Origin of the sequence: Streptococcus vulneris (assembly GCF_019218685.1) — a bacterium.
Classification (GTDB): domain Bacteria; phylum Bacillota; class Bacilli; order Lactobacillales; family Streptococcaceae; genus Streptococcus; species Streptococcus vulneris.
The window spans coordinates 91,924-115,858 of the sequence record NZ_JAHUZC010000005.1; the positions used below are offsets into that span (position 1 = coordinate 91,924).

Annotated in this window: 27 protein-coding genes, 1 tRNA gene and 1 rRNA gene; 28 read left to right on the forward strand and 1 reads right to left on the reverse strand. The window is 39.9% G+C overall.

The annotated features are described in order from the left end of the window. Position 1 precedes the first annotated feature (1 nt). The 21 genes from comGC to gap all read left to right on the forward strand — a co-directional run bounded on the left by comGC (position 2) and on the right by gap (position 18,414). Positions 2–325, forward strand: coding sequence for a comG operon protein ComGC (gene comGC / locus KUA57_RS05065; protein WP_000738641.1), 324 nt, complete (start codon positions 2–4; stop codon positions 323–325). Continuing rightward, the gene (comGD, locus tag KUA57_RS05070; RefSeq protein WP_218493763.1) at positions 288–722 is read left to right on the forward strand and encodes a competence type IV pilus minor pilin ComGD; all 435 of its coding nucleotides are present in this window, start codon (positions 288–290) and stop codon (positions 720–722) included. Before comGC ends, comGD begins: the two co-directional genes overlap by 38 nt. Further along, entirely contained in the window at positions 685–987 is a 303-nt protein-coding gene (gene comGE, locus KUA57_RS05075) for a competence type IV pilus minor pilin ComGE (RefSeq protein ID WP_000413380.1), read from the forward strand. The genes comGD and comGE overlap by 38 nt, the downstream gene beginning before the upstream one ends. Further along, positions 950–1,411, forward strand: a complete 462-nt coding sequence (gene comGF, locus KUA57_RS05080) for a competence type IV pilus minor pilin ComGF (protein ID WP_218493764.1) — start codon at positions 950–952, stop codon at positions 1,409–1,411. Before comGE ends, comGF begins: the two co-directional genes overlap by 38 nt. After that, on the forward strand, positions 1,389–1,802 hold the full coding sequence (gene comGG / locus KUA57_RS05085; RefSeq protein WP_218493765.1) for a competence type IV pilus minor pilin ComGG: 414 nt from the start codon (positions 1,389–1,391) through the stop codon (positions 1,800–1,802). Before comGF ends, comGG begins: the two co-directional genes overlap by 23 nt. Before the next feature lie 32 nt (positions 1,803–1,834). After that, a complete protein-coding gene (locus KUA57_RS05090; protein WP_218493766.1) occupies positions 1,835–2,422 on the forward strand; it encodes a class I SAM-dependent methyltransferase in 588 nt (195 codons plus the stop codon). Positions 2,423–2,482: 60 nt separating this feature from the next. Continuing rightward, positions 2,483–3,436 carry a class I SAM-dependent methyltransferase gene (locus KUA57_RS05095; protein WP_218493767.1) on the forward strand — a complete coding sequence of 318 codons (954 nt, stop codon included), beginning with the start codon at positions 2,483–2,485 and terminating at the stop codon, positions 3,434–3,436. Positions 3,437–3,486: 50 nt separating this feature from the next. Further along, positions 3,487–4,677 (forward strand): acetate kinase, encoded by a 1,191-nt coding sequence (locus KUA57_RS05100; RefSeq protein WP_218493768.1) that lies wholly within the window; start codon positions 3,487–3,489, stop codon positions 4,675–4,677. A gap of 149 nt (positions 4,678–4,826) precedes the next feature. Further along, on the forward strand, positions 4,827–5,198 hold the full coding sequence (rnpA, locus tag KUA57_RS05105; protein WP_042900234.1) for a ribonuclease P protein component: 372 nt from the start codon (positions 4,827–4,829) through the stop codon (positions 5,196–5,198). Then, positions 5,173–5,997 (forward strand): membrane protein insertase YidC, encoded by an 825-nt coding sequence (locus KUA57_RS05110; protein ID WP_218493769.1) that lies wholly within the window; start codon positions 5,173–5,175, stop codon positions 5,995–5,997. The genes rnpA and KUA57_RS05110 overlap by 26 nt, the downstream gene beginning before the upstream one ends. 17 nt (positions 5,998–6,014) lie before the next feature. Continuing rightward, positions 6,015–7,001 (forward strand): RNA-binding cell elongation regulator Jag/EloR, encoded by a 987-nt coding sequence (gene jag, locus KUA57_RS05115; protein WP_218493770.1) that lies wholly within the window; start codon positions 6,015–6,017, stop codon positions 6,999–7,001. A 50-nt stretch (positions 7,002–7,051) separates the two neighbouring features. Continuing rightward, positions 7,052–7,675, forward strand: a complete 624-nt coding sequence (locus KUA57_RS05120; RefSeq protein WP_218493771.1) for a ribonuclease P — start codon at positions 7,052–7,054, stop codon at positions 7,673–7,675. A gap of 115 nt (positions 7,676–7,790) precedes the next feature. Next, on the forward strand, positions 7,791–9,767 hold the full coding sequence (gene tkt, locus KUA57_RS05125; RefSeq protein WP_218493772.1) for a transketolase: 1,977 nt from the start codon (positions 7,791–7,793) through the stop codon (positions 9,765–9,767). Between the two features lie 116 nt (positions 9,768–9,883). Beyond that, positions 9,884–10,183 (forward strand): preprotein translocase subunit YajC, encoded by a 300-nt coding sequence (gene yajC / locus KUA57_RS05130; protein WP_084925440.1) that lies wholly within the window; start codon positions 9,884–9,886, stop codon positions 10,181–10,183. Positions 10,184–10,229: 46 nt separating this feature from the next. Next, complete coding sequence (locus KUA57_RS05135; protein WP_084925438.1) at positions 10,230–10,673, forward strand: low molecular weight protein-tyrosine-phosphatase; 444 nt, start codon at positions 10,230–10,232, stop codon at positions 10,671–10,673. Then, the gene (locus tag KUA57_RS05140; protein ID WP_084925436.1) at positions 10,660–11,070 is read left to right on the forward strand and encodes an MORN repeat-containing protein; all 411 of its coding nucleotides are present in this window, start codon (positions 10,660–10,662) and stop codon (positions 11,068–11,070) included. Before KUA57_RS05135 ends, KUA57_RS05140 begins: the two co-directional genes overlap by 14 nt. 298 nt (positions 11,071–11,368) lie before the next feature. Further along, positions 11,369–14,020: a bifunctional acetaldehyde-CoA/alcohol dehydrogenase gene (adhE, locus tag KUA57_RS05145; protein WP_218493773.1), complete on the forward strand. Its 2,652-nt coding sequence runs from the start codon at positions 11,369–11,371 to the stop codon at positions 14,018–14,020. A 131-nt stretch (positions 14,021–14,151) separates the two neighbouring features. Further along, positions 14,152–15,063 (forward strand): helix-turn-helix domain-containing protein, encoded by a 912-nt coding sequence (locus tag KUA57_RS05150; protein WP_218493774.1) that lies wholly within the window; start codon positions 14,152–14,154, stop codon positions 15,061–15,063. A gap of 210 nt (positions 15,064–15,273) precedes the next feature. After that, positions 15,274–15,957, forward strand: coding sequence for an ABC transporter ATP-binding protein (locus tag KUA57_RS05155; protein ID WP_218493775.1), 684 nt, complete (start codon positions 15,274–15,276; stop codon positions 15,955–15,957). Continuing rightward, on the forward strand, positions 15,926–17,227 hold the full coding sequence (locus KUA57_RS05160; RefSeq protein WP_218493776.1) for an ABC transporter permease: 1,302 nt from the start codon (positions 15,926–15,928) through the stop codon (positions 17,225–17,227). Before KUA57_RS05155 ends, KUA57_RS05160 begins: the two co-directional genes overlap by 32 nt. A 176-nt stretch (positions 17,228–17,403) precedes the next feature. After that, positions 17,404–18,414 carry a type I glyceraldehyde-3-phosphate dehydrogenase gene (gene gap / locus KUA57_RS05165; RefSeq protein WP_000260687.1) on the forward strand — a complete coding sequence of 337 codons (1,011 nt, stop codon included), beginning with the start codon at positions 17,404–17,406 and terminating at the stop codon, positions 18,412–18,414. A gap of 68 nt (positions 18,415–18,482) precedes the next feature. Here gap and KUA57_RS05170 read toward each other — a convergent pair whose 3' ends face one another. Continuing rightward, positions 18,483–19,358, reverse strand: a complete 876-nt coding sequence (locus KUA57_RS05170) for an RluA family pseudouridine synthase (RefSeq protein ID WP_134974010.1) — start codon at positions 19,356–19,358, stop codon at positions 18,483–18,485. An 86-nt stretch (positions 19,359–19,444) separates the two neighbouring features. Between KUA57_RS05170 and pbp2a the strand changes: the two genes are divergently transcribed. The 7 genes from pbp2a to KUA57_RS05205 form a co-directional block, all read left to right on the forward strand. Beyond that, positions 19,445–21,640, forward strand: a complete 2,196-nt coding sequence (pbp2a, locus tag KUA57_RS05175) for a penicillin-binding protein PBP2A (RefSeq protein ID WP_094753476.1) — start codon at positions 19,445–19,447, stop codon at positions 21,638–21,640. A gap of 52 nt (positions 21,641–21,692) precedes the next feature. Further along, on the forward strand, positions 21,693–21,845 hold the full coding sequence (gene rpmG / locus KUA57_RS05180) for a 50S ribosomal protein L33 (protein WP_001809375.1): 153 nt from the start codon (positions 21,693–21,695) through the stop codon (positions 21,843–21,845). Between the two features lie 9 nt (positions 21,846–21,854). Continuing rightward, positions 21,855–22,031: a preprotein translocase subunit SecE gene (gene secE / locus KUA57_RS05185; RefSeq protein WP_001210990.1), complete on the forward strand. Its 177-nt coding sequence runs from the start codon at positions 21,855–21,857 to the stop codon at positions 22,029–22,031. Positions 22,032–22,084: 53 nt separating this feature from the next. Then, a complete protein-coding gene (nusG, locus tag KUA57_RS05190; protein WP_000376740.1) occupies positions 22,085–22,621 on the forward strand; it encodes a transcription termination/antitermination protein NusG in 537 nt (178 codons plus the stop codon). 119 nt (positions 22,622–22,740) lie between these two features. Further along, positions 22,741–23,220, forward strand: a complete 480-nt coding sequence (locus tag KUA57_RS05195; RefSeq protein WP_218493777.1) for a sigma-70 family RNA polymerase sigma factor — start codon at positions 22,741–22,743, stop codon at positions 23,218–23,220. Between the two features lie 89 nt (positions 23,221–23,309). Then, positions 23,310–23,381 (forward strand) — tRNA-Glu (locus KUA57_RS05200). Between the two features lie 233 nt (positions 23,382–23,614). Beyond that, positions 23,615–23,935: ribosomal RNA gene (locus KUA57_RS05205) — 16S ribosomal RNA — on the forward strand; the annotation flags it as partial.

A 23,935-nucleotide genomic window follows, 5' to 3' on the forward strand; every position in this document is an offset into this window, starting at 1 on the left:
CATGAAAAAAATGATGACATTCTTGAAAAAAGCTAAGGTTAAAGCTTTTACACTTGTGGAAATGTTGGTGGTCTTGCTGATTATCAGCGTACTTCTCTTGCTCTTTGTACCTAATTTGACCAAGCAAAAAGAAGCAGTTAACGACAAAGGAAAAGCAGCTGTTGTGAAGGTGGTAGAAAGCCAGGCAGAACTTTATAGCTTGGATAAAAATGAAGATGCTAGTCTAAGCAAGTTACAAGCAGATGGGCGAATCACAGAAGAACAGGCTAAAGCTTATAAAGAATACCATGCTAAACAAAATACCAGTCAAACCGTTGCAGATTAAGGCCTTTACCATGCTTGAAAGTCTCTTAGTTTTGGGACTGGTGAGTATCCTTGCCTTTGGCTTATCCGGCTCTGTTCAGTCCACTTTTGCAGCGGTAGAGGAGCAGATTTTCTTTATGGAGTTTGAAGAACTCTATCGGGAAACTCAAAAACGCAGTGTAGCCAGTCAGCAAAAGACTAGTCTGAACTTAGATGGGCAGACCATTAGCAATGGCAGTCAAAAGTTGACAGTTCCTAAAGGAATTCAAGCACCATCGGGACAAAGTATCACATTTGACCGAGCTGGGGGCAATTCGTCCCTGGCTAAGGTTGAATTTCAGACCAGCAAAGGAGCGATTCGCTATCAGTTATATCTAGGAAATGGAAAAATTAAACGCATTAAGGAAACAAAAAATTAGGGCGGTGATTTTGCTGGAAGCAGTAGTTGCTTTAGCTATCTTTGCCAGCATTGCGACTCTCCTTTTGGGACAAATTCAGAAAAATAGGCAAGAAGAAGCAAAAATCTTGCAAAAGGAAGAAGTCTTGAGGGTAGCTAAGATGGCCTTGCAAACAGGTCAAAATCAGGTAAACATAAACGGAGTTGAGATTCAGGTGTTTTCTAGTGAAAAAGGATTGGAGGTTTACCATGGTTCAGAACAGTTGTTGGCTATCAAAGAACCATAAAGTCAAGGCTTTCACCTTGTTGGAATCCCTGATTGCCCTTATTGTTATCAGTGGAAGCTTACTCCTCTTTCAAGCTATGAGTCAGCTCCTCATTTCAGAAGTTCGCTACCAGCAACAAAGCGAGCAAAAGGAGTGGCTCTTGTTTGTGGACCAGTTGGAGGCAGAATTAGACCGTTCGCAGTTTGAAAAAGTGGAAGGCAATCGCCTCTATATGAAGCAGGATGGCAAGGAAATTGCGATAGGCAAGTCTAAATCGGATGATTTTCGGAAAACAGATGCCAGTGGACGAGGTTATCAGCCTATGGTTTATGGCCTCAAATCAGCTCAGATTACAGAGGATAATCAACTGGTTCGCTTTCGTTTCCAGTTTCAAAAAGGCTTAGAAAGGGAATTCATCTATCGTGTGGAAAAAGAAAAAAGTTAAGGCAGGTGTTCTCCTCTATGCAGTCACCATGGCAGCCATCTTTAGTCTTTTGTTACAATTTTACTTGAACCGACAAGTCGCCCACCATCGAGACTATGCTTTAAATAAAGAAAAGTTAATCGCTTTTGCTATGGCCAAGCGAACCAAAGATAAGGTTGATAAGGAAAGTGGGGAACAGGTCTTTAATCTAGGTCAGGTGAGTTATCAAAATAAGAAAACAAACTTGGTGACAAGGGTTCGCACGCCTAAGAGTCAATATGAGTTTCTGTTTCCTTCAGTCAAAATCAAAGAAGAGAAAATAGAGAAAAAGGAAAAGGTAGCGACCGATTCAAGCGAAAAAGCAGAGAAGAAAAAATCAGAAGAGAAGCCTGAAAATAAAGAGAATTCCTAGCCAATCAAGCTACTTTGTGCTAAACTAAAAATATGAAACATGATTTTAACCACAAAGCAGAAACTTTTGATTCCCCTAAAAATATCTTTCTTGCAAACTTGGTATGTCAAGCGGTCGAGAAACAGATTGATCTTCTATCAGACAAAGAAATTTTGGATTTCGGTGGTGGGACGGGTCTATTAGCCTTGCCCCTAGCCAAGCAGGCTAAGTCTGTCACTCTTGTAGACATTTCTGAGAAAATGCTGGAGCAAGCTCGTTTGAAAGCGGAACAGCAAGACATCAAGAATATCCAGTTTTTGGAGCAAGATTTACTGAAAAATCCTATGGAGCAAGAGTTTGATCTGATTGTTGTCAGTCGGGTTCTTCACCATATGCCTGATTTGGATGAGGCTCTTTCACTGTTTCATCAACATTTGAAGGAAGATGGACAACTTTTACTTGCTGATTTTACCAAGATAGAGGCTAATCATCATGGATTTGATTTAGCTGAACTGGAAAAACAGCTAATTGAGCATGGTTTTTCATCTGTGCATAGTCAGATTCTCTATAGCGCTGAAGACCTGTTTCAAGGAAATTACTCAGAACTCTTTTTAACAGTAGCCCAAAAATCACTCGCCTAGTCAGGGAGTGATTTTTCTATAAGGATGGAAAAAAGAAGGGAAATTTGATAAGATAGGAATATGGATTTTGAAAAAATTGAACAAGCTTATACGTATTTACTAGAGAATGTCCAAGTCATCCAAAGTGATTTGGCGACCAACTTTTATGACGCCTTGGTGGAGCAAAACAGCATCTATCTGGATGGTGAAACTGAGCTAGAACAGGTCCGAGAGAACAATCAAGCCCTTAAGCGTCTAGCACTACGCAAAGAAGAATGGCTCAAGACCTACCAGTTTCTCTTGATGAAGGCTGGGCAGACAGAGCCCCTACAGGCCAATCACCAGTTTACACCGGATGCTATTGCTTTACTTTTGGTGTTTATTGTGGAAGAGTTGTTTAAAGAGGAGGAGATTACGATCCTCGAAATGGGTTCTGGGATGGGAATTCTGGGTGCTACTTTCTTGACCTCGCTTGATAAAAAGGTGGATTATTTGGGAATGGAAGTGGATGATTTGTTGATTGATTTGGCAGCTAGCATGGCAGATGTAATTGGTTTGCAGGCTGGCTTTGTCCAAGGAGATGCCGTTCGTCCACAAATGCTCAAAGAAAGTGATGTGGTCATCAGCGACTTGCCTGTTGGATATTATCCTGATGACGCCGTTGCGTCGCGTCATCAAGTTGCTTCTAGCCAAGAACATACTTACGCCCATCACTTGCTCATGGAACAAGGACTTAAGTATCTCAAGTCAGATGGATACGCTATTTTTCTCGCTCCGAGTGATTTGTTGACCAGTCCTCAGAGTGATTTGTTGAAAGGGTGGTTGAAAGAGGATGCGAGTCTGGTTGCCATGATTAGTCTGCCTGAAAATCTCTTTGCCAATGCCAAACAGTCTAAGACTATTTTTATCCTACAGAAGAAAAGTGAAATAGAAGTGGAGCCTTTTATTTATCCACTTTCTAGCTTGCAAGATGCGAGTGTTTTAATGAAATTTAAAGAAAATTTTCAAAAATGGACTCAAGGTACTGAAATATAAAATAGATTTTGTTATAATAGATGAAAACGCTTAAAAAGGGGTATCATGTTATGACAAAAACAATTGCAATCAATGCGGGAAGTTCAAGTTTGAAATGGCAATTATACTTAATGCCAGAAGAAAAAGTATTGGCGAAAGGGTTGATTGAACGTATCGGTTTGAAAGATTCAATTTCAACTGTAAAATTTGATGGCCGTTCTGAACAACAAATTTTGGATATCGAAAATCATACACAAGCTGTTAAAATTTTATTGGATGATTTGATTCGTTTCGATATTATCAAGGCTTATGACGAGATTACAGGTGTTGGACACCGTGTTGTTGCAGGTGGAGAATATTTCAAAGAATCAACAGTCGTTGAGGGAGATGTTTTAGAAAAAGTTGAAGAGTTGAGCTTGTTGGCTCCTCTCCACAATCCAGCCAATGCAGCAGGTGTTCGTGCCTTCAAGGAATTGTTGCCAGACATTACCAGTGTAGTTGTTTTTGATACTTCATTCCACACAAGTATGCCAGAGAAAGCTTATCGCTACCCTCTACCAACAAAATATTACACAGAAAACAAGGTTCGTAAATATGGTGCCCACGGTACAAGTCACCAGTTTGTAGCAGGAGAAGCAGCAAAACTCTTGGGACGTCCATTAGAAGATTTAAAATTGATTACTTGCCACATCGGTAATGGTGCTTCTATTACAGCAGTTAAGGGCGGTCAATCTGTTGATACTTCAATGGGATTCACTCCACTTGGTGGTGTGATGATGGGAACTCGTACAGGAGATATTGACCCAGCTATCATTCCTTACTTAATACAATATACAGAGGACTTTAATACTCCTGAAGACATTAGTCACATCCTTAATCGTGAATCAGGACTAATGGGGGTTTCAGGTAAATCCAGTGATATGCGTGATGTGATTGCTGCTATGGAAGAAGGGGACCACGATGCCACTTTGGCTTATGAAATGTATGTTGACCGTATCCAAAAACATATCGGTCAATACCTTGCGGTCCTAAATGGAGCAGATGCTATTATCTTTACTGCAGGTATCGGTGAAAATGCAGCAAATGTACGTGAAGATGTTATCTCAGGTATCTCTTGGTTTGGCTGTGATGTTGATCCAGAAAAGAACGTATTTGGTGTGACAGGAGACATCTCAACAGAGGCAGCGAAGATCCGTGTTTTGGTTATTCCAACTGATGAAGAATTGGTCATTGCCCGTGACGTTGAACGCTTGAAAAAATAAGTAAAACTAGTAAAAATATTCCGTACAAGGAGTTGGGAAAGAGATTTTTCCAGCTTCTTTTTATGGTGAAATTGTCCAAAACCTTGCTATGATTGGTTTTTTTGAAAAATATGGTATAATAGTAGTAATTTAATAGATGGAGTTGAGTTTTGAAGAAAAACTTTCGTGTAAAAAGAGAGAAAGATTTTAAGGCGATTTTCAAGGAGGGGACAAGTTTTGCTAACCGCAAATTTGTTGTCTACCAATTGGAAAACCAGAAAAAACATTTTCGAGTAGGTCTATCAGTTAGCAAAAAACTTGGGAATGCCGTCACTAGAAATCAAATTAAGCGACGAATTAGACATATTATCCAGAATGCAAAAGGGAGTCTGGTAGAAGATGTCGATTTTGTTGTCATTGCTCGAAAAGGAGTCGAAACCTTGGGATACGCAGAGATGGAGAAAAACCTACTCCACGTATTAAAATTATCAAAGATTTACCAGGAAGGAAATGGGAGTGAAAAAGAAACTACAGTTGACTAGTTTGCTAGGACTGTCCCTATTGATCATGACAGCTTGTGCGACAAATGGGGCAACTAGCGATATTACAGCCGAATCGGCTGATTTTTGGAGTAAATTTGTTTACTTCTTTGCGGAAATCATTCGCTTTTTATCGTTTGATATCAGTATCGGAGTAGGGATTATTCTCTTTACGATCTTGATTCGTACAGTCCTCTTGCCAGTTTTCCAAGTGCAAATGGTGGCATCCAGAAAAATGCAGGAAGCTCAACCTCGCATTAAGGCGCTTCGAGAACAATATCCGGGTCGAGATATGGAAAGCAGAACCAAGCTAGAGCAAGAAATGCGTAAAGTCTTTAAAGAAATGGGTGTCAGACAGTCAGATTCTCTTTGGCCGATTTTGATTCAGATGCCGGTGATTTTGGCCTTGTTCCAAGCTCTATCAAGAGTTGACTTTTTAAAGACAGGTCATTTCTTATGGATTAACCTTGGTGGTGTGGATACAACCCTTGTTCTTCCGATTTTAGCAGCAGTATTCACCTTTTTAAGTACTTGGCTGTCCAACAAAGCCTTGTCTGAGCGTAATGGCGCTACGACTGCGATGATGTACGGGATTCCAGTCTTAATCTTTATCTTTGGGGTTTATGCTCCGAGCGGAGTCGCTCTCTACTGGGCAGTGTCCAATGCTTATCAAGTCTTGCAAACCTATTTCTTGAACAATCCATTCAAGATTATTGCAGAGCGCGAGGCCGTAGTACAGGCACAAAAAGATTTGGAAAATAGAAAAAGAAAAGCCAAGAAAAAGGCTCAGAAAACGAAATAATAAGGAGGAATCTGGTAATGGTAGTATTTACAGGTTCAACTGTTGAAGAAGCAATCCAGAAAGGATTGAAAGAATTAGATATTCCAAGAATGAAGGCTCACATCAAAGTCATTTCTCGTGAAAAAAATGGCTTTCTTGGTTTATTTGGTAAAAAACCAGCCCAAGTGGATATCGATGCTATTAGTGAAACAACTGTCATTAAAGCAAATCAACAAGCTATTAAGGGTGTTCCTAAAGAAATCAATGAACAAAATGAACCGGTCAAAACGGTCAGTGAAGCAACCGTTGATTTGGGTCATGTTGTAGAAGCGATTAAAAAGATTGAAGAAGAAGGCCAAGGGGTTTCTGATGAAGTCAAGGCTGAAATCTTGAAAAATGAAAAACATGCTAACACCATTTTAGAAGAAACTGGACATATTGAGATTCTAAATGAATTACAACTAGAAGAGAGAACAGATGAAACTGTTTCTGCTTCTGAGTCAGTTTTCGACACAGAAGAACCTTCTAGTCAATTTATCGAAGATTTAGACTTAAAGGTGGAACCGAGTTTTGATATTGAACAAGTAGCTACGGAAGTAACGACTTATGTCCAGACAATCATTGATGATATGGACGTTGAGGCGACGATTTCAAATGATTATAACCGTCGTAGCATCAATTTACAAATTGATACAAATGAGCCAGGGCGTATTATCGGTTATCATGGTAAAGTATTGAAAGCCTTGCAGTTATTGGCTCAAAATTATCTTTATAACCGCTATTCAAGAACCTTCTACATTACTATTAATGTCAATGATTATGTTGAACACCGTGCAGAAGTCTTGCAGACCTATGCGCAAAAATTGGCGGCTCGTGTTTTAGAAGAAGGACGTAGTCATCAAACAGATCCTATGTCAAATAGTGAACGCAAGATTATTCATCGTATTATTTCACGTATGGATGGCGTGACTAGTTACTCTGAGGGTGATGAGCCAAATCGTTATGTTGTCGTAGATACAGAATAAGTAAAATCAGGTTTATCCTGATTTTTTGCTAGTTAGAGGAAGTTAAACGGATGTTGAATAAGATAAGAGACTATCTAGACTTTGCAGATTTGCAGTACCGTAATCCTGATAAATCAGGAGAAGAACGGGAGAAGATGCTGGAATTACGCCACAAAGGCCAAGAGGCCCGAAAGGCTTTTACAGAATTGGCCAAAGCTTTCCAAGCAAGCCATCCAGAATGGCAACTCCAACAGACTAGCCAGTGGATGAATCAGGCCCAGCGTTTGCGACCACATTTTTGGGTTTATCTACAGAGAGACGGACAAGTGACAGAACCTATGCTGGCTTTACGTTTATATGGGAGCCCTTCAGATTTTGGAGTATCACTAGAAGTCAGTTTCATCGAGCGTAAGAAGGATGAGCAAACTCTGGGCAAGCAGGCTAAAGCTTTAGAAATTTCAACCGTTGAAGGGATTTATTATCTAGCCTACTCAGATGGTCAAAGTCAACGGTGGGAGGCGAACGAAGAAAATCGTCGTACTTTACGTGAGAAGTTGAGGAGTCAGGAAGTCCGAAAAGTTTTAGTTAAGGCAGATGTTTCTTTTATTGAAAATCAATCATTAGAAGTGATTTTAGAAAAATTAGAAGGTGCTTATGAACGCTTACTTCCCTACTATCAGGCGACTAGAGGATAGCAAATAGAATACTTATTTACGTCGAATTGTTTAATTGCTATTCTATGTATTTTTTCATATAATAGTAAAATAGAATGTGTGATTCACTAATCACCTCAAATAGAAAGGAAATTCTATGTCAAATCTATCTGTTAATGCAATTCGTTTCCTAGGTATTGACGCTATCAACAAAGCCAACTCAGGTCACCCAGGTGTGGTTATGGGAGCAGCTCCGATGGCTTACAGCCTCTTTACAAAACAACTTCGTATCAATCCAGCTCAACCAAACTGGATTAACCGCGACCGCTTTATTCTTTCAGCAGGTCATGGTTCAATGCTCCTTTATGCTCTTCTTCACCTTTCTGGTTTTGAAGATGTCAGCATGGATGAGATTAAGAGCTTCCGTCAATGGGGTTCAAAAACACCTGGTCACCCAGAATTTGGCCATACAGCAGGAATTGATGCTACAACAGGTCCTTTAGGTCAAGGGATTTCAACTGCCACTGGTTTTGCCCAAGCAGAACGTTTCTTGGCAGCCAAATATAACCGCGAAGGCTACAATATCTTTGACCACTATACTTATGTTATCTGTGGAGACGGAGACTTGATGGAAGGTGTCTCAAGCGAGGCAGCTTCGTACGCAGGCTTGCAAAAACTAGATAAGTTGGTTGTCCTTTATGATTCAAATGACATCAACTTGGATGGTGAGACAAAGGATTCCTTTACAGAAAGCGTTCGTGACCGTTACAATGCCTACGGTTGGCATACTGCCTTGGTAGAAGATGGAACAGACTTGGAAGCAATCCATGCTGCTATCGAAACAGCTAAAGCTTCAGGCAAACCATCTTTGATTGAAGTGAAGACGGTTATTGGATACGGTTCTCCAAACAAACAAGGAACTAATGCCGTACATGGGGCTCCTCTTGGAGCAGATGAAACTGCAGCAACTCGTCAGGCTCTTGGTTGGGACTACGAACCATTTGAAATTCCAGAACAAGTTTACGCTGATTTCAAAGAACATGTTTCAGACCGTGGTGCATCAGCTTATGAAGCTTGGACAAAATTAGTTGCAGATTATAAAGAAGCTCACCCAGAACTAGCTGCAGAAGTAGAAGCCATCATCGACGGACGCGATCCAGTTGAAGTGACTCCAGCAGACTTCCCAGCTTTAGAAAATGGCTTCTCTCAAGCAACTCGTAATTCAAGCCAAGATGCCTTGAACGTTGTGGCGGCTAAGTTGCCAACCTTCTTGGGTGGATCAGCTGACTTAGCTCACTCAAACATGACTTATATCAAGACTGACGGACTTCAAGACGACGCCAATCGCTTGAACCGTAACATTCAGTTTGGTGTTCGTGAATTTGCAATGGGAACTATCTTGAACGGGATGGCCCTTCACGGTGGACTTCGTGTATACGGTGGAACTTTCTTCGTCTTCTCTGACTATGTGAAGGCAGCTGTCCGTTTGTCAGCCTTGCAAGGACTTCCTGTGACCTATGTCTTTACCCATGATTCTATTGCAGTTGGGGAAGATGGGCCAACACACGAACCAGTTGAACACTTAGCAGGTCTCCGTGCTATGCCAAATCTAAATGTTTTCCGTCCAGCAGATGCGCGTGAAACTCAAGCAGCTTGGTACCTTGCAGTGACAAGTGAGAAAACACCAACTGCTCTTGTCTTGACACGTCAAAACTTGACTGTTGAAGAGGGAACAGACTTCGACAAGGTTGCTAAAGGTGCTTATGTTGTCTATGAAAATGAAGCAGACTTTGATACCATCTTGATTGCGACAGGTTCAGAAGTCAATCTAGCTGTCTCAGCTGCTAAAGAATTGGCTAGTCAAGGCGAAAAAGTCCGCGTAGTCAGCATGCCATCTACAGATGTCTTTGATAAACAAGATGCAGCATACAAGGAAGAAATTCTTCCAAATGCAGTTCGCCGTCGTGTTGCAGTCGAAATGGGTGCAACTCAAAACTGGTACAAATATGTTGGTCTCGATGGTGTTGTTCTCGGTATTGATACCTTCGGAGCCTCTGCACCAGCACCAAAAGTATTGGCAGAATATGGCTTTACTGTAGAAAATCTTGTAAAAGTCGTTCAAAATTTGAAATAATTCTAAAAATCAGGGCGCGAGCTCTGGTTTTTCTTACTAGAAAAGCAAGGTACAATCTTGTAAAAGTAGCTGAAATTTGATATAGTAGTCCTATGTAAAAGACAAAGGAGAAGAAAATGAATCCAAATTATACATTTTTAATTATGCTTGTAGCGATGTTGGGCTTGATGTTCTTTATGCAACGCTCTCAAAAGAAACAAGCACAAAAACGTATGGAAAGCTTAAATAAACTACAAAAAGGCTATGAAGTGATTACAATCGGTGGACTTTACGGAACAGTCGATGAAGTAGATACTGAGAAGAGAACGATCGTTCTTGATGTAGATGGAGTTTACTTGACTTTTGAACTAGCTGCTATCAAGACAGTATTACCGATGAAAGAAACAACTTCACTAGAAGGCGCAATTGAAAAATAAGACGGGACTACTAACTCCCGTTTTTCTATAAAAGAAAGGAAATGGGATGAAAAAACTAGTCTTTGTCTGCCTGGGAAATATTTGTCGCAGTCCTATGGCTGAGTTTGTTATGAAATCAATGACAGATAATTACGAAATCCAAAGTCGAGCGACTTCCTCTTGGGAACATGGTAATCCGATTCATAAGGGAACTCAAGGAATTTTTCAACAATATGAGATTCCCTATGACAAAGCCAAAACATCGCTTCAGATTAGTAAGGAAGATTTTGAAGTTTTTGATTATATTATCGGAATGGATGCTTCAAATGTTTCTGACTTACGTCAGATGTGTCCAGCAGACTGTCAAGATAAGATTTACTCATTTGCATCTGAAAGTGTTCCAGATCCTTGGTATACAGGAGATTTTGAGGAAACCTATCGACGTGTTCAAGAGGGGTGCAGGGCTTGGTTAGAACGTTTAGAAAGGGAGAGTGAAGATGGAAAATCTTAAGAATTTTTACGAAAAGTATCGTGTCTATCTGACTCGTCCACGTTTAGAGCTTTTAGCAGTAGTTGCCATTGTTTTCTGTGCTGTACTCGTCTTTTTTCTAAATATTCCTGGAAAAGGTGTTCTAAAACTGGATAATGGAACGATTGTTTACGATGGCAGTCTTGTCCGTGGTAAAATGAATGGACAGGGTACTATTACTTTCCAAAATGGGGACCAATATACAGGTGGTTTCAGCAATGGAGCCTTCAATGGAAAAGGTACCTTTCAATCTAAAGAAGGCTGGACCTACGAAGGTGATTTTGTAAATGGTCAGGCTGAAGGAAAAGGGAAACTAACAACAGAACAAGAAGTCGTTTATGAAGGAACTTTTAAACAAGGCGTTTTTCAACAAAAATAGGGCCTCCTTATCAAAGGAGGTATTGTTATAAGCTTTAAGTAAGCGCTTACCTGCAAATCCTTTTCTTTCCAAGTTCCTCTTCCAAGCAAGTTTGTGAAATAAAAAATTTTTGAAATAAATTTCACAAACTCTAAAGAAAAAGCTTGTGGAGAAAAGATAATGAGAAAAACTTCACAAGGAACCAAAAATTCTTTGTGAAATGTTTATGAAACTGTTTACAAAGTTGAAATAATGCGTTATAATAAACTTGTGAAAAAATTAACAAAGGATTTAGTCCTTGAAAGCTATGGAGGAAAATATGGCTGATAAAAAAACTATGACACCAGAGGAAAAGAAACTCGCTGCTGAAAAGCATGTCGATGGGTTGGTGCAAAAAGCTCTAGTTGCCCTTGAAGAAATGCGTAAGTTGGACCAAGAGCAAGTTGACTACATCGTAGCTAAAGCGTCAGTAGCAGCTTTGGATGCCCACGGAGAATTGGCTTTACATGCCTATGAAGAAACAGGACGTGGTGTATTTGAAGATAAAGCAACTAAGAACTTGTTTGCTTGTGAACATGTAGTAAACAACATGCGTCACACTAAGACAGTTGGCGTTATCGAAGAAGACGATGTAACAGGATTGACTCTCATCGCTGAACCGGTTGGTGTTGTCTGTGGTATTACTCCTACAACAAACCCAACATCAACAGCAATCTTTAAGGCATTGATTTCATTGAAGACACGTAATCCAATTGTCTTTGCCTTCCACCCGTCAGCTCAAGAATCATCAGCTCACGCAGCTCAAATCGTTCGTGATGCTGCGATTAAAGCAGGAGCTCCTGAAAACTGCGTACAGTGGATCACTGAACCATCTATGGAAGCAACTAGTGCGCTTATGAACCACGAAGGTGTTGCGACAATCCTTGCAACAGGTGGTAATGCCATGGTTAAGGCGGCTTATTCATGTGGTAAACCAGCTCTTGGGGTAGGTGCCGGAAACGTGCCAGCCTATGTTGAAAAATCAGCTAACATCCGTCAAGCAGCACACGATATCGTCATGTCTAAATCGTTTGATAACGGTATGGTCTGTGCCTCAGAGCAAGCGGTTATCATTGATAAAGAAATTTACGATGAATTTGTAGCAGAGTTCAAATCATATCATACTTACTTTGTAAACAAAAAAGAAAAAGCTCTTCTTGAAGAATTCTGCTTCGGCGTGAAAGCAAATAGCAAAAACTGTGCTGGTGCAAAATTGAACGCTGACATTGTTGGTAAACCAGCAACTTGGATTGCAGAGCAAGCAGGATTTACAGTTCCAGAAGGAACAAACATTCTTGCTGCAGAATGTAAAGAAGTTGGTGAAAACGAGCCATTGACTCGTGAAAAATTGTCACCAGTAATCGCAGTTTTGAAATCTGAAAGCCGTGAAGATGGTATTACTAAGGCTCGTCAAATGGTTGAATTTAACGGTCTTGGGCACTCAGCAGCCATCCACACAGCTGATGAAGAATTGACTAAAGAATTTGGTAAAGCTGTTAAAGCTATTCGTGTTATCTGTAACTCACCTTCTACTTTCGGTGGTATCGGGGACGTTTATAATGCCTTCTTGCCATCATTGACACTTGGATGTGGTTCTTACGGACGCAACTCAGTTGGGGATAACGTTAGTGCCATTAACCTTTTGAATATCAAAAAAGTCGGAAGACGGAGAAATAACATGCAATGGATGAAACTTCCTTCAAAAACATACTTTGAACGTGATTCAATTCAATACCTTCAAAAATGTCGTGACGTTGAACGTGTCATGATCGTTACTGACCATGCCATGGTAGAGCTTGGTTTCCTTGATCGTATCATCGAACAACTTGATCTTCGTCGGAATAAGGTGGTTTACCAAATCTTTGCAGATGTAGAACCAGATCCAGATATCACTACAGTTGAACGTGGTACTGAAATCATGCGTGCCTTCAAACCAGATACAATCATCGCTCTTGGTGGTGGATCTCCAATGGATGCTGCTAAAGTAATGTGGCTCTTCTACGAACAACCAGAAGTGGACTTCCGTGACCTTGTACAAAAATTCATGGATATCCGTAAACGTGCCTTCAAATTCCCATTGCTTGGTAAGAAGACTAAATTCATCGCAATCCCAACAACATCTGGTACAGGATCTGAAGTAACACCATTTGCCGTTATCTCTGATAAAGCAAATAACCGTAAATACCCAATCGCTGACTACTCATTGACACCAACTGTGGCAATCGTAGACCCTGCCTTGGTATTGACAGTTCCTGGATTTGTTGCTGCGGACACTGGTATGGACGTATTGACCCACGCGACTGAAGCTTACGTATCACAAATGGCTAGCGACTACACTGATGGTCTTGCACTTCAAGCTATCAAACTTGTATTCGAAAACCTTGAAAGCTCAGTTAAGAATGCAGACTTCCACTCACGTGAGAAAATGCATAACGCTTCAACAATCGCTGGTATGGCCTTTGCCAATGCCTTCCTAGGTATTTCTCACTCAATGGCACATAAGATTGGTGCCCAATTCCACACAATCCACGGTCGTACTAATGCAATCTTGCTTCCATACGTCATCCGCTACAACGGTACACGTCCAGCTAAGACAGCAACATGGCCTAAGTACAACTACTACCGTGCAGATGAAAAATACCAAGATATCGCTCGTATGCTTGGACTTCCAGCTTCTACTCCAGAAGAAGGTGTGGAATCTTACGCAAAAGCTGTCTACGAACTTGGTGAGCGCGTAGGTATCCAAATGAACTTCAAAGCACAAGGTATCGACGAAAAAGAATGGAAAGAACATTCACGTGAATTAGCCTTCCTTGCTTACGAAGACCAATGTTCACCAGCTAACCCACGTCTTCCAATGGTTGACCACATGCAAGAAATCATCGAAGATTCTTACTATGGCTACAAAGAAAGACCAGGACGCCGTAAATAATTGTTATCAGCCTAGAGGCAGGAGTTATCCTGTCTCTTTTTTGTAATTCTATTTGAAAAATGGTATAATCATCGCATATATTTATTTGAAAATCAAATCTTTTATAATCATGCGAGGGAGAAATGTAAGAGATGAATGAGCTAGGGGAAAAGGTAAGACTTCTTAGAGAAGAGAAAGGACTTAGACGCCCTGTTTTTTGTGGAGATGAGTCAGAACTGTCAGTCCGTCAGTTAGTGCGCATTGAAAAAGGAGAATTTCGCCCGACGATAAAAACACTAGAATATATTGCAGATCGATTAGAAATTCCGTCCTATGTCTTGATGCCAGATTATAAGGAACTGCCTAAACGCTACCAAGAATTAAAGTACTTTCTTTTACATCACCCTGACTATGGAGACAAGGAGTTGCAAGAACAAAAGGAAGAATATTTTGATGAGATTTTCGAGTGTTTTTATGATGACCTGCCCCGTGATGAGAAGATGATAGTGGACTGCCTTCAGGCAATAGATGCAGTGAGAGCGACTAGTAATTCTTTATACGGAAGTGGTGTGATTGAGGACAGTCTTCAAGACTTACTATCCAGAGATGTATATAAAGCCGTGGACTTGTTGAAATTGAGACTGTATTTCAACTGTCAGTTAATGGATGGTTTAAATGTGGGTGAGATAAAAGAATCTGAGCATGAAACCATTCTTTGTTTTCATGACAAATTAAGTTCTCAGGTTGATAAGATAGAGTTCGATTGTTTGAACTTGCTTAGAGATTCCTTGTTAGCTTCTTTAACTTGTATAGAAATTATGGGGCTGTTTCATTATTTTAAGAGAGCGGTTGAGACCTTAAATAAAATAGGGCAGAAAACACGAGATTTCCAAAAGCAACCGATTGTCTTGATGGTGGAGTGGAAATATTATATTCATACTGACTATGATACAGCCAAACAAAAGTATGAAGAAGCAAAAATGATGGCGAGGATGTTTGGTAATGAGAAGTTAATCGTTAGTTTAGATAATGAATGGGCCGAGGATCTAGAAAGATATCATTAAAGAGTTTATAGGAGTGACATTTCTGTCATTGGAGAAATGTCGCTTTTTTGTTAAAATGAATTTTACTTGATATACATCCAGAAGCAAACTAGGCAATAGAGAGAAAACTCTAAGTAGTAGGCCCATAGGGGAAATCAGTGCTGATGTAGCTTGAAGGATTTTCTATCAGTATGATGTATGACGATAACAGTTTTAAACAAGGGGGAAAGAATGTCCATTTTATCCATTAAAAATATTTCAAAGTTTTACACTTTGGACGGTAAACATCAAGAGCAGGCTCTAAGAAATATTAACCTGCAGATTGCAAAAGGTAAAATTACAGCGATTTACGGACCGTCAGGCTGTGGCAAAACTAGCTTGCTAAACATCATCAGCGGTTTAGACAGACAATATGAAGGAGTTTTAGAATTTAAAGGGGAATCCCTCCGTGACTTATCAGAGATTGAACTAACTCAATTTCGTAAAGATAAGATTGGATTTGTGTTTCAAAACTTTAACCTCATTCCTCATCAGTCTGTCTTGGACAATGTCAAGCTACCTCTCTATGTCAAAGATTTATCTGACAGGGAGATGACAATGATTGCAAAGGAGCAATTAAGTAACTTGGGCATGGAGCCTTTTATGGCTAAAAATGTTAAACAGCTTTCTGGTGGGCAAAAGCAACGCGTAGCAATCGCGCGTGCACTGGTAAATCAGCCAGATATGATTGTAGCAGATGAGCCAACGGGTTCGCTGGATTCTCAATCCCAAGAAATGGTATTGGAGGTATTTAAAAATTTAGCCCAAACAGGGAAAACAGTATTGATTGTAACCCATAATCCAGAGGTTGCTGAATATGCAGACGTGATTATCAAAATGAAGGATGGTGAAGTCGTTGAAGAAGTCAAAAAATAAAGGATTATCATTGAAAAATAAATTCAAACTTTCTTTAAATAACTTTATGGAAAGAAAGTGGCGTAACCTATTGATTGCGCTAGCAACCTCAATCGGTTTTGTAGGAGTCTTAATTTCTTTTGGCTTGGGAAATGCTTTGATTTCGATGATTGATGAAAATACGAATGGAGGTCAAATTCCTTCTCAAGTTCAGATTGCTTTAAATACAGAAAATGCTGGACGAGGCTTTTTGAACCAAGATGATAAGAACTATATCACGAATACAGTTGGGAAAGAAGCTATTAAATATTTGGAGAGTCCTTTTGGGATGACCATGTCAAATATTACTATAGATGGGCAAGAAATGGATCTGAGTCAAACGATGCCTTCTTATGCTCAAGTAGTGAGTCTCTATGAGGATACAAGTATTTCTGTTAGTAGTAATGAGGCGGACAAAGTATTAGCTGGCTCCCTCTATACTGATGCAAATGAACAGGGATTGACGATCCCAAGCAGTTTACTAAAAAATTGGAATGAACAGACAGGAAAAAATCTGACAGCTAGTGATGTTATTGGCAAATCAGTCTCAGCAAGTATTGTAGAAAATGCTGCCGAAGCTAGTAAGATTGCTCAATTTCAAACGAAGATTGTACGTGTGATTAATGATGAAGATGACATGGAGGACAGTAACAGTTTCATGCCGTCTAGTCAAATGGAAACAATTTTGAAAGAAGCTGGATTTACAAAAGCTGTATCTTATTTTATCTTGGAACTCAAAGATCCATCACAGACAAAAGTGGTAACAGAAGAATTACAGAAAAATAAGAAGTATACTGTTCTTTCTCAACAGAAGGTTCTTGATATTGTGATTACCTTTATTCGTGTCATTCAGGGATTGTTGATTGTGCTTTCATCACAAGCTATTGTGGTAGCAGCGGTCATGATTGGTATCATCATTTACATCAATATTATGCAACGTTCTAAGGAAATAGGTGTCATGAAGGCAGTTGGTTATCAAAATCATGATGTCAAAGGGATTTTTATTTACGAGGCTATCTGGATTGTAGGGATCGCCTTGCTGCTGGCATTTTTGGTTGCACAAGGGGTGGGAAGTTTGGCGAATGCGATTGTAAATCACTTTTACCCATCCATCACGAAGGTTTTTGAATTAAATCCTCTATCTATTTTAGGAACTCTAGCTTTCGCTCTCTTGCTTGGTTATGTATCAGCTTACTTCCCAGCACGTAAAATTAGTAAAATGGATCCTGTAGAATCGCTACGATATGAATAGTAAGGGATTCCTTGATTTACAGTTTAAAAAAGAAACTAACATAGAAAAACAATGCCCGTACTTGCAATTAAACTTAAATAGTTATATAATAGGTTTGTTGAAAGGTGATTTGTAGTGATTCAAGTTACTCTTTTCACAATAAAAATTTCATGATTTTCATAAGGAGGAAATCACTAATGGTAGTTAAAGTTGGTATTAACGGTTTCGGACGTATCGGTCGTCTTGCTTTCCGTCGTATCCAAAACGTAGAAGGTGTTGAAGTTACTCGTATCAACGACCTTACAGATCCAGTTATGCTTGCACACTTGTTGAAATACGACACAACTCAAGGTCGTTTCGACGGTACTGTTGAAGTTAGAGAAGGTGGATTTGAAGTTAACGGTAAATTCATCAAAGTTTCTGCTGAACGTGATCCAGAACAAATCGACTGGGCTAACGACGGTGTAGAAATCGTTCTTGAAGCTACTGGTTTCTTTGCTAAGAAAGCAGCTGCTGAAAAACACTTGCACGCTGGTGGAGCTAAAAAAGTTGTTATCACTGCTCCTGGTGGAAACGACGTTAAAACAGTTGTATTCAACACTAACCACGACGTTCTTGACGGTACTGAAACAGTTATCTCAGGTGCTTCATGTACTACAAACTGCTTGGCTCCAATGGCTAAAGCTCTTCAAGATAACTTTGGTGTTGTAGAAGGATTGATGACTACTATCCACGCTTACACTGGTGACCAAATGATCCTTGACGGACCACACCGTGGTGGTGACCTTCGCCGTGCTCGCGCTGGTGCTGCAAATATCGTTCCTAACTCAACTGGTGCTGCAAAAGCTATCGGTCTTGTAATCCCAGAATTGAACGGTAAACTTGACGGATCTGCACAACGCGTTCCAACTCCAACTGGATCAGTTACTGAATTGGTAGCAGTTCTTGAAAAGAACGTTACTGTTGATGAAGTGAACGCAGCTATGAAAGCAGCTTCAAACGAATCATACGGTTACACAGAAGATCCAATCGTATCTTCAGATATCGTAGGTATGTCTTACGGTTCATTGTTTGACGCAACTCAAACTAAAGTTCTTGACGTTGACGGTAAACAATTGGTTAAAGTTGTATCATGGTACGACAACGAAATGTCATACACTGCACAACTTGTTCGTACTCTTGAATACTTCGCAAAAATCGCTAAATAATTCATGAGTCGATAAAAAGCAAGGCTTCTTGGTCTTGCTTTTCTTATATGGAAAAATGGATGACACAATCATCCATTCTTTTTTAATTCTTTTTCAAAAGTATCTGATAGGACAGTGAAGCTTAATTTCTCTAGAGTAAGCGGATGGGTAAAGGACAGTCGAAAGGCGTGGAGCATAAGCCGACTTGTCTTTGATTTACTATTATAGAGAGGGTCGCCCAAAATAGGGAAGTTATGATGCGAAAGGTGCACACGGATTTGATGTGTTCGCCCGGTCTTTAGTTTGCAACGAACCAAGGAAGTTTTGTCTGGGAATTGCTTTAATCTGCTTACATGCGTTTCAGCATATTGCCCATTTTTTGTATCAACTATTCGTTTTCTGCGGTCATGGCGATCACGCCCAATTTTGTCTCTGAAAACAAGCTCTTTGCTGTTGATATGTCCGTCGACCTGTGCCCAATATTCCCTAGAAATCTCTTTTTTCTCCAATAAGCGATTGAGAATAGGCAGGATAAAAGGATTTTTGGCAAAGAGAACCAAGCCACTGGTTTCCATGTCTAGACGATGAACGACATAGCAGGTTTGGCCAACATAGGCACTGACATGGTTAAGAAGGGCGATTTCGTTTGGCTGATTACCATGCGTTTTCATCCCCTCGGGTTTGTTTACAATAATCAAGTGTTGATCTTGATAAACTTTCTGAACGAGGTTAGGATTGCCCCAAGGGATTTCTTTTTCGGGATAATCTTCTTCGTCAAAAGTCAACTGGCAAACATCTCCAGGATTTACCGTCTCGTTCCAATGAACTTCTCGCTGATTAATCAAAATGTGTTTCTTGATTCTCAAAAAATGACGGATTTTTCTAGGGATGAGGAGTTGTTCCTCAAGTAATTGCTTTACCGTCATTTGAGGTAGAGAGTCTGGTAATGTAAATGTGAATTTCATACAGATATTGTAACAAAAAAAGCCCTATTTGGATAGGAAATAGCTAAATTCTTGTCTTCCTATGACGAAGATGATAAAATAAACGCATGAAATTAGATAAATTATTCGAGAAATTTCTTTCTCTTTTTAAAAAAGAAACAAGTGAACTAGAGGACTCTGATTCTACTAGCTTACGTCGCTCTCGTAGTGATCGAAAAAAATTAGCCCAAGTAGGTCCAATTCGAAAATTCTGGCGTCGCTATCATCTAACAAAGATTGTCCTTATACTAGGTTTGAGTGCAAGTTTGCTAGTTGGAACCTATTTGTTTGCTGTAGCCAAGTCAACCAATGTCAATGATTTGCAAAATGCCTTGAAAACTCGAACTATCATTTTTGACCGTGAAGAAAAAGAGGCTGGTGCCTTGTCTGGTCAAAAAGGAACCTATGTTGAATTGACTGATATCAGTAAAAATTTGCAGAATGCCGTTATTGCGACAGAAGACCGTTCTTTTTATAAAAATGACGGGATTAACTATGGTCGTTTCTTCTTGGCTATTGTAACTGCTGGTCGTTCAGGTGGTGGTTCTACTATTACCCAACAGCTGGCTAAAAATGCCTATCTGTCACAGGATCAAACTGTTGAGAGAAAAGCGAAAGAATTTTTCCTTGCTTTAGAATTAACCAAAAAATATAGTAAGGATCAAATTCTAACCATGTACCTTAACAACGCTTATTTTGGAAATGGTGTGTGGGGTGTAGAAGATGCGAGTAAGAAATACTTTGGAGTTTCTGCATCAGAAGTGAGTTTAGATCAAGCTGCTACTCTGGCAGGGATGCTCAAAGGGCCGGAACTGTATAATCCCTTGAATTCTGTAGAAGATTCTACCAATCGGCGCGATACTGTCTTGCAAAATATGCTTGCAGCGGGTTACATTGATAAAAATCAAGAAACCGAAGCTGCAGAAGTTGATATGACTTCGCAATTACACGATAGGTATGAAGGAAAAATCTCAGATTACCGCTATCCTTCTTACTTTGATGCGGTGGTTAATGAAGCCGTTTCCAAGTATAATCTAACAGAGGAAGAGATTGTCAATAATGGCTACCGCATTTATACAGAGCTGGACCAAAACTATCAAGCAAATATGCAGGTTGTCTATGAAAATACAGCTCTATTTCCTAGGGCAGAGGATGGAACATTTGCTCAATCAGGAAGTGTGGCTCTCGAACCGAAAACAGGTGGAGTTCGTGGAGTTGTCGGTCAGGTTGCTGGCAATGATAAAACTGGATTCCGGAGTTTCAACTATGCAACTCAATCAAAACGTAGCCCTGGTTCTACAATTAAGCCTTTAGTTGTTTATACGCCTGCAGTTGAAGCTGGCTGGGCTTTGAATAAGCGGTTGGATAACCATACCATGCAGTATGACAGCTATAAGGTTGATAACTACGCAGGGATCAAAACGAGTCGAGAAGTTCCTATGTATCAAGCCTTGGCAGAATCGCTTAATCTGCCTGCTGTTGCCACTGTTAATGATTTGGGCGTTGATAAGGCTTTTGAGGCGGGCGAAAAATTCGGACTCAACATGGAAAAGGTCGATCGTGTTCTTGGCGTCGCCTTGGGAAGCGGTGTTGAAACCAACCCTCTTCAAATGGCTCAAGCATATGCTGCCTTTGCAAATGAAGGTTTAATGCCGGAAGCTCATTTTATTAGTAGAATTGAAAATGCTAGTGGTCAGGTCATTGCGAGCCATAAAAATTCACAAAAACGGGTGATTGATAAGTCTGTAGCTGACAAGATGACTAGTATGATGTTGGGGACATTCACCAACGGTACCGGTGTTAGTTCATCGCCTGCAGACTATGTCATGGCAGGAAAAACTGGAACAACTGAAGCTGTTTTCAATCCTGAATACACAAGTGACCAGTGGGTAATTGGTTATACTCCGGATGTAGTGATTAGTCACTGGCTTGGTTTCCCTACCACTGATGAAAGTCACTATCTAGCAGGATCTACTTCAAACGGTGCAGCTCATGTCTTTAGAAACATTGCCAATACCATTTTACCTTATACGCCAGGAAGTACCTTTACAGTTGAAAATGCTTATAAGCAAAATGGAATTGCACCAGCCAATACAAGAAATCAAGTACAGAGTAATGAAGAAAATCAGGCGGATAATAGCCTTTCTGATATTAGAAGTCGTGCACAAAATCTGGTAGATGAGGCTAGCCGTGCTATCTCGGATGCTAAAATTAAGGAAAAGGCTCAAACGATATGGGATTCGGTAGTCAATCTATTTCGTTAAGATGCTTGTCAAAGCCTAGCTTTCTTGTTATAATAGATAAGATGGAGGCGTTATGGCACTAAAAAAAGCAAGCCTAGCTTGTGCGGTTTGTGGTTCGAGAAACTATTCAATCAAGATCAGCGGAAACCCCAAGCCAACACGACTAGAAGTAAATAAATTTTGTAAACATTGTGGTAAGTACACTACACACAGAGAGACGAGATAGGAGAGAGCGATGCGTTTTATTGGAGATATTTTTAGACTTCTTAAAGACACAACATGGCCAACTCGCAAGGAAAGCTGGAGAGATTTTCGTTCTATCATGGAATACACTGCTTTCTTTGTTGTGATTATTTATATTTTTGACAAGTTGATTGTTTCAGGTTTGATTCGATTTATTAACATTTTTTAGAAGATTTGTGGAGTTATTTACGCCAAAAATCTTCTATTATGAAAGGAAGTATCATGGATAGTTTTGATAAAGGATGGTTTGTTTTACAAACCTATTCTGGTTATGAAAATAAGGTAAAAGAAAATCTATTACAACGTGCACAAACCTACAATATGTTGGATAATATATTACGTGTTGAAATTCCAACACAAACAGTGCAAGTTGAAAAAAATGGAAAGAGAAAAGAAGTAGAAGAAAATCGCTTTCCAGGTTATGTTCTTGTGGAAATGGTGATGACAGATGAAGCTTGGTTTGTTGTTCGAAATACACCAAACGTTACAGGATTCGTCGGATCTCACGGAAATAGATCAAAACCAACTCCATTATTGGAACAAGAAATCCGTGATATCTTGGTTTCTATGGGACAAACTGTACAAGAGTTTGATATCGATGTTGAAGTTGGTCAAACTGTACGTATCATTGATGGTGCTTTTGCAGACTATACTGGTAAAATTACAGAGATTGATAACAATAAAGTGAAGATGATTATCTCTATGTTTGGTAATGACACAGTTGCAGAAGTAAACCTAAACCAAATTGCAGAATTATAACCCAAAGAGAGGCTTGTCCTCTCTTTTTTGTGCAGTTGAGGCAGTGTAGAGAACAGAACGGGGGAAATAACCAAATTAGCTTCTTTATTTGTTAGACTGTATCTAGAAAGGGGAACAATATGATTGAAGAATTGTATGAAGAAGTCCGAGGCATTGTATATAAGAGTAGAAAAGAATATTACTTGCATTTATGGGAGCTATCGGATTGGGATCAAGAGGGTATGATTTGCTTACATGAATTGATCAGTAGAGAAGAAGGACTAGTAGAAGATATACCACGCTTACGTAGATACTTCAAAACTAAATTCCGGAATCGGATTTTAGACTATATCCGTAAGCAAGAAAGTCAAAAACGAAGATATGATAAAGAACCCTATGAAGAAGTAGGTGAGCTTAGTCATCGTATCAGTGAGGGAGGTCTGTGGCTAGATGATTATTATCTCTTTCATGAGACACTAAGAGATTATAGAAGCAAACAAAGTAAAGACAAACAAGAAGAGTTAGAACGCATCTTAAGAAATGAACGCTTCCGAGGGCGTCAAAGAGTATTAAGAGACTTACGTATTGTGTTTAAGGAGTTTGACATCCGTACTCAATAGGAAGTCATACAAAAAAACATAAAAAGTTTTAAAAAGTAGTTGACAAGTCTGAAAAAGTCTGTATAATAGTAAGAGTTGAAAACAACTCTGGTCCGTTGGTCAAGGGGTTAAGACACCGCCTTTTCACGGCGGTAACACGGGTTCGAATCCCGTACGGACTATGGTATGTTGCGGTTGAAGCACTTGATGAAAAAAAGTTTCAAAAAAGTGTTGACAAGCGAAAGCGGCTGTGATATACTAATATAGTTGTCACTTGAGAGAAGCGAGTGACAAAGACCTTTGAAAACTGAACAAGACGAACCAATGTGCAGGGCACTACAACTAAGGTTGTAGTACTGAACAATGAAAAAAACAATAAATCTGTCAGTGACAGAAATGAGTGAGAACTCAAACTTTTAATGAGAGTTTGATCCTGGCTCAGGACGAACGCTGGCGGCGTGCCTAATACATGCAAGTAGAACGCTGAAGGAGGAGCTTGCTTCTCTGGATGAGTTGCGAACGGGTGAGTAACGCGTAGGTAACCTGCCTGGTAGCGGGGGATAACTATTGGAAACGATAGCTAATACCGCATAATAGTAGATGTTGCATGACATTTGCTTAAAAGATGCAATTGCATCACTACCAGATGGACCTGCGTTGTATTAGCTAGTTGGTGGGGTAACGGCTCACCAAGGCGACGATACATAGCCGACCTGAGAGGGTGATCGGCCACACT

Coding starts and splice junctions, on each gene's coding strand:
- comGC (WP_000738641.1), top strand. CDS start 2: ATGAAAAAAATGATGACATTCTTGAAAAAAGCTAAGGTTAAAGCTTTT.
- comGD (WP_218493763.1), top strand. CDS start 288: ATGCTAAACAAAATACCAGTCAAACCGTTGCAGATTAAGGCCTTTACC.
- comGE (WP_000413380.1), top strand. CDS start 685: ATGGAAAAATTAAACGCATTAAGGAAACAAAAAATTAGGGCGGTGATT.
- comGF (WP_218493764.1), top strand. CDS start 950: ATGGTTCAGAACAGTTGTTGGCTATCAAAGAACCATAAAGTCAAGGCT.
- KUA57_RS05090 (WP_218493766.1), top strand. CDS start 1,835: ATGAAACATGATTTTAACCACAAAGCAGAAACTTTTGATTCCCCTAAA.
- KUA57_RS05095 (WP_218493767.1), top strand. CDS start 2,483: ATGGATTTTGAAAAAATTGAACAAGCTTATACGTATTTACTAGAGAAT.
- KUA57_RS05100 (WP_218493768.1), top strand. CDS start 3,487: ATGACAAAAACAATTGCAATCAATGCGGGAAGTTCAAGTTTGAAATGG.
- jag (WP_218493770.1), top strand. CDS start 6,015: ATGGTAGTATTTACAGGTTCAACTGTTGAAGAAGCAATCCAGAAAGGA.
- KUA57_RS05120 (WP_218493771.1), top strand. CDS start 7,052: ATGTTGAATAAGATAAGAGACTATCTAGACTTTGCAGATTTGCAGTAC.
- tkt (WP_218493772.1), top strand. CDS start 7,791: ATGTCAAATCTATCTGTTAATGCAATTCGTTTCCTAGGTATTGACGCT.
- yajC (WP_084925440.1), top strand. CDS start 9,884: ATGAATCCAAATTATACATTTTTAATTATGCTTGTAGCGATGTTGGGC.
- KUA57_RS05135 (WP_084925438.1), top strand. CDS start 10,230: ATGAAAAAACTAGTCTTTGTCTGCCTGGGAAATATTTGTCGCAGTCCT.
- KUA57_RS05140 (WP_084925436.1), top strand. CDS start 10,660: ATGGAAAATCTTAAGAATTTTTACGAAAAGTATCGTGTCTATCTGACT.
- adhE (WP_218493773.1), top strand. CDS start 11,369: ATGGCTGATAAAAAAACTATGACACCAGAGGAAAAGAAACTCGCTGCT.
- KUA57_RS05150 (WP_218493774.1), top strand. CDS start 14,152: ATGAATGAGCTAGGGGAAAAGGTAAGACTTCTTAGAGAAGAGAAAGGA.
- KUA57_RS05155 (WP_218493775.1), top strand. CDS start 15,274: ATGTCCATTTTATCCATTAAAAATATTTCAAAGTTTTACACTTTGGAC.
- KUA57_RS05160 (WP_218493776.1), top strand. CDS start 15,926: ATGGTGAAGTCGTTGAAGAAGTCAAAAAATAAAGGATTATCATTGAAA.
- gap (WP_000260687.1), top strand. CDS start 17,404: ATGGTAGTTAAAGTTGGTATTAACGGTTTCGGACGTATCGGTCGTCTT.
- KUA57_RS05170 (WP_134974010.1), bottom strand. CDS start 19,358: ATGAAATTCACATTTACATTACCAGACTCTCTACCTCAAATGACGGTA.
- pbp2a (WP_094753476.1), top strand. CDS start 19,445: ATGAAATTAGATAAATTATTCGAGAAATTTCTTTCTCTTTTTAAAAAA.
- rpmG (WP_001809375.1), top strand. CDS start 21,693: ATGGCACTAAAAAAAGCAAGCCTAGCTTGTGCGGTTTGTGGTTCGAGA.
- secE (WP_001210990.1), top strand. CDS start 21,855: ATGCGTTTTATTGGAGATATTTTTAGACTTCTTAAAGACACAACATGG.
- nusG (WP_000376740.1), top strand. CDS start 22,085: ATGGATAGTTTTGATAAAGGATGGTTTGTTTTACAAACCTATTCTGGT.
- KUA57_RS05195 (WP_218493777.1), top strand. CDS start 22,741: ATGATTGAAGAATTGTATGAAGAAGTCCGAGGCATTGTATATAAGAGT.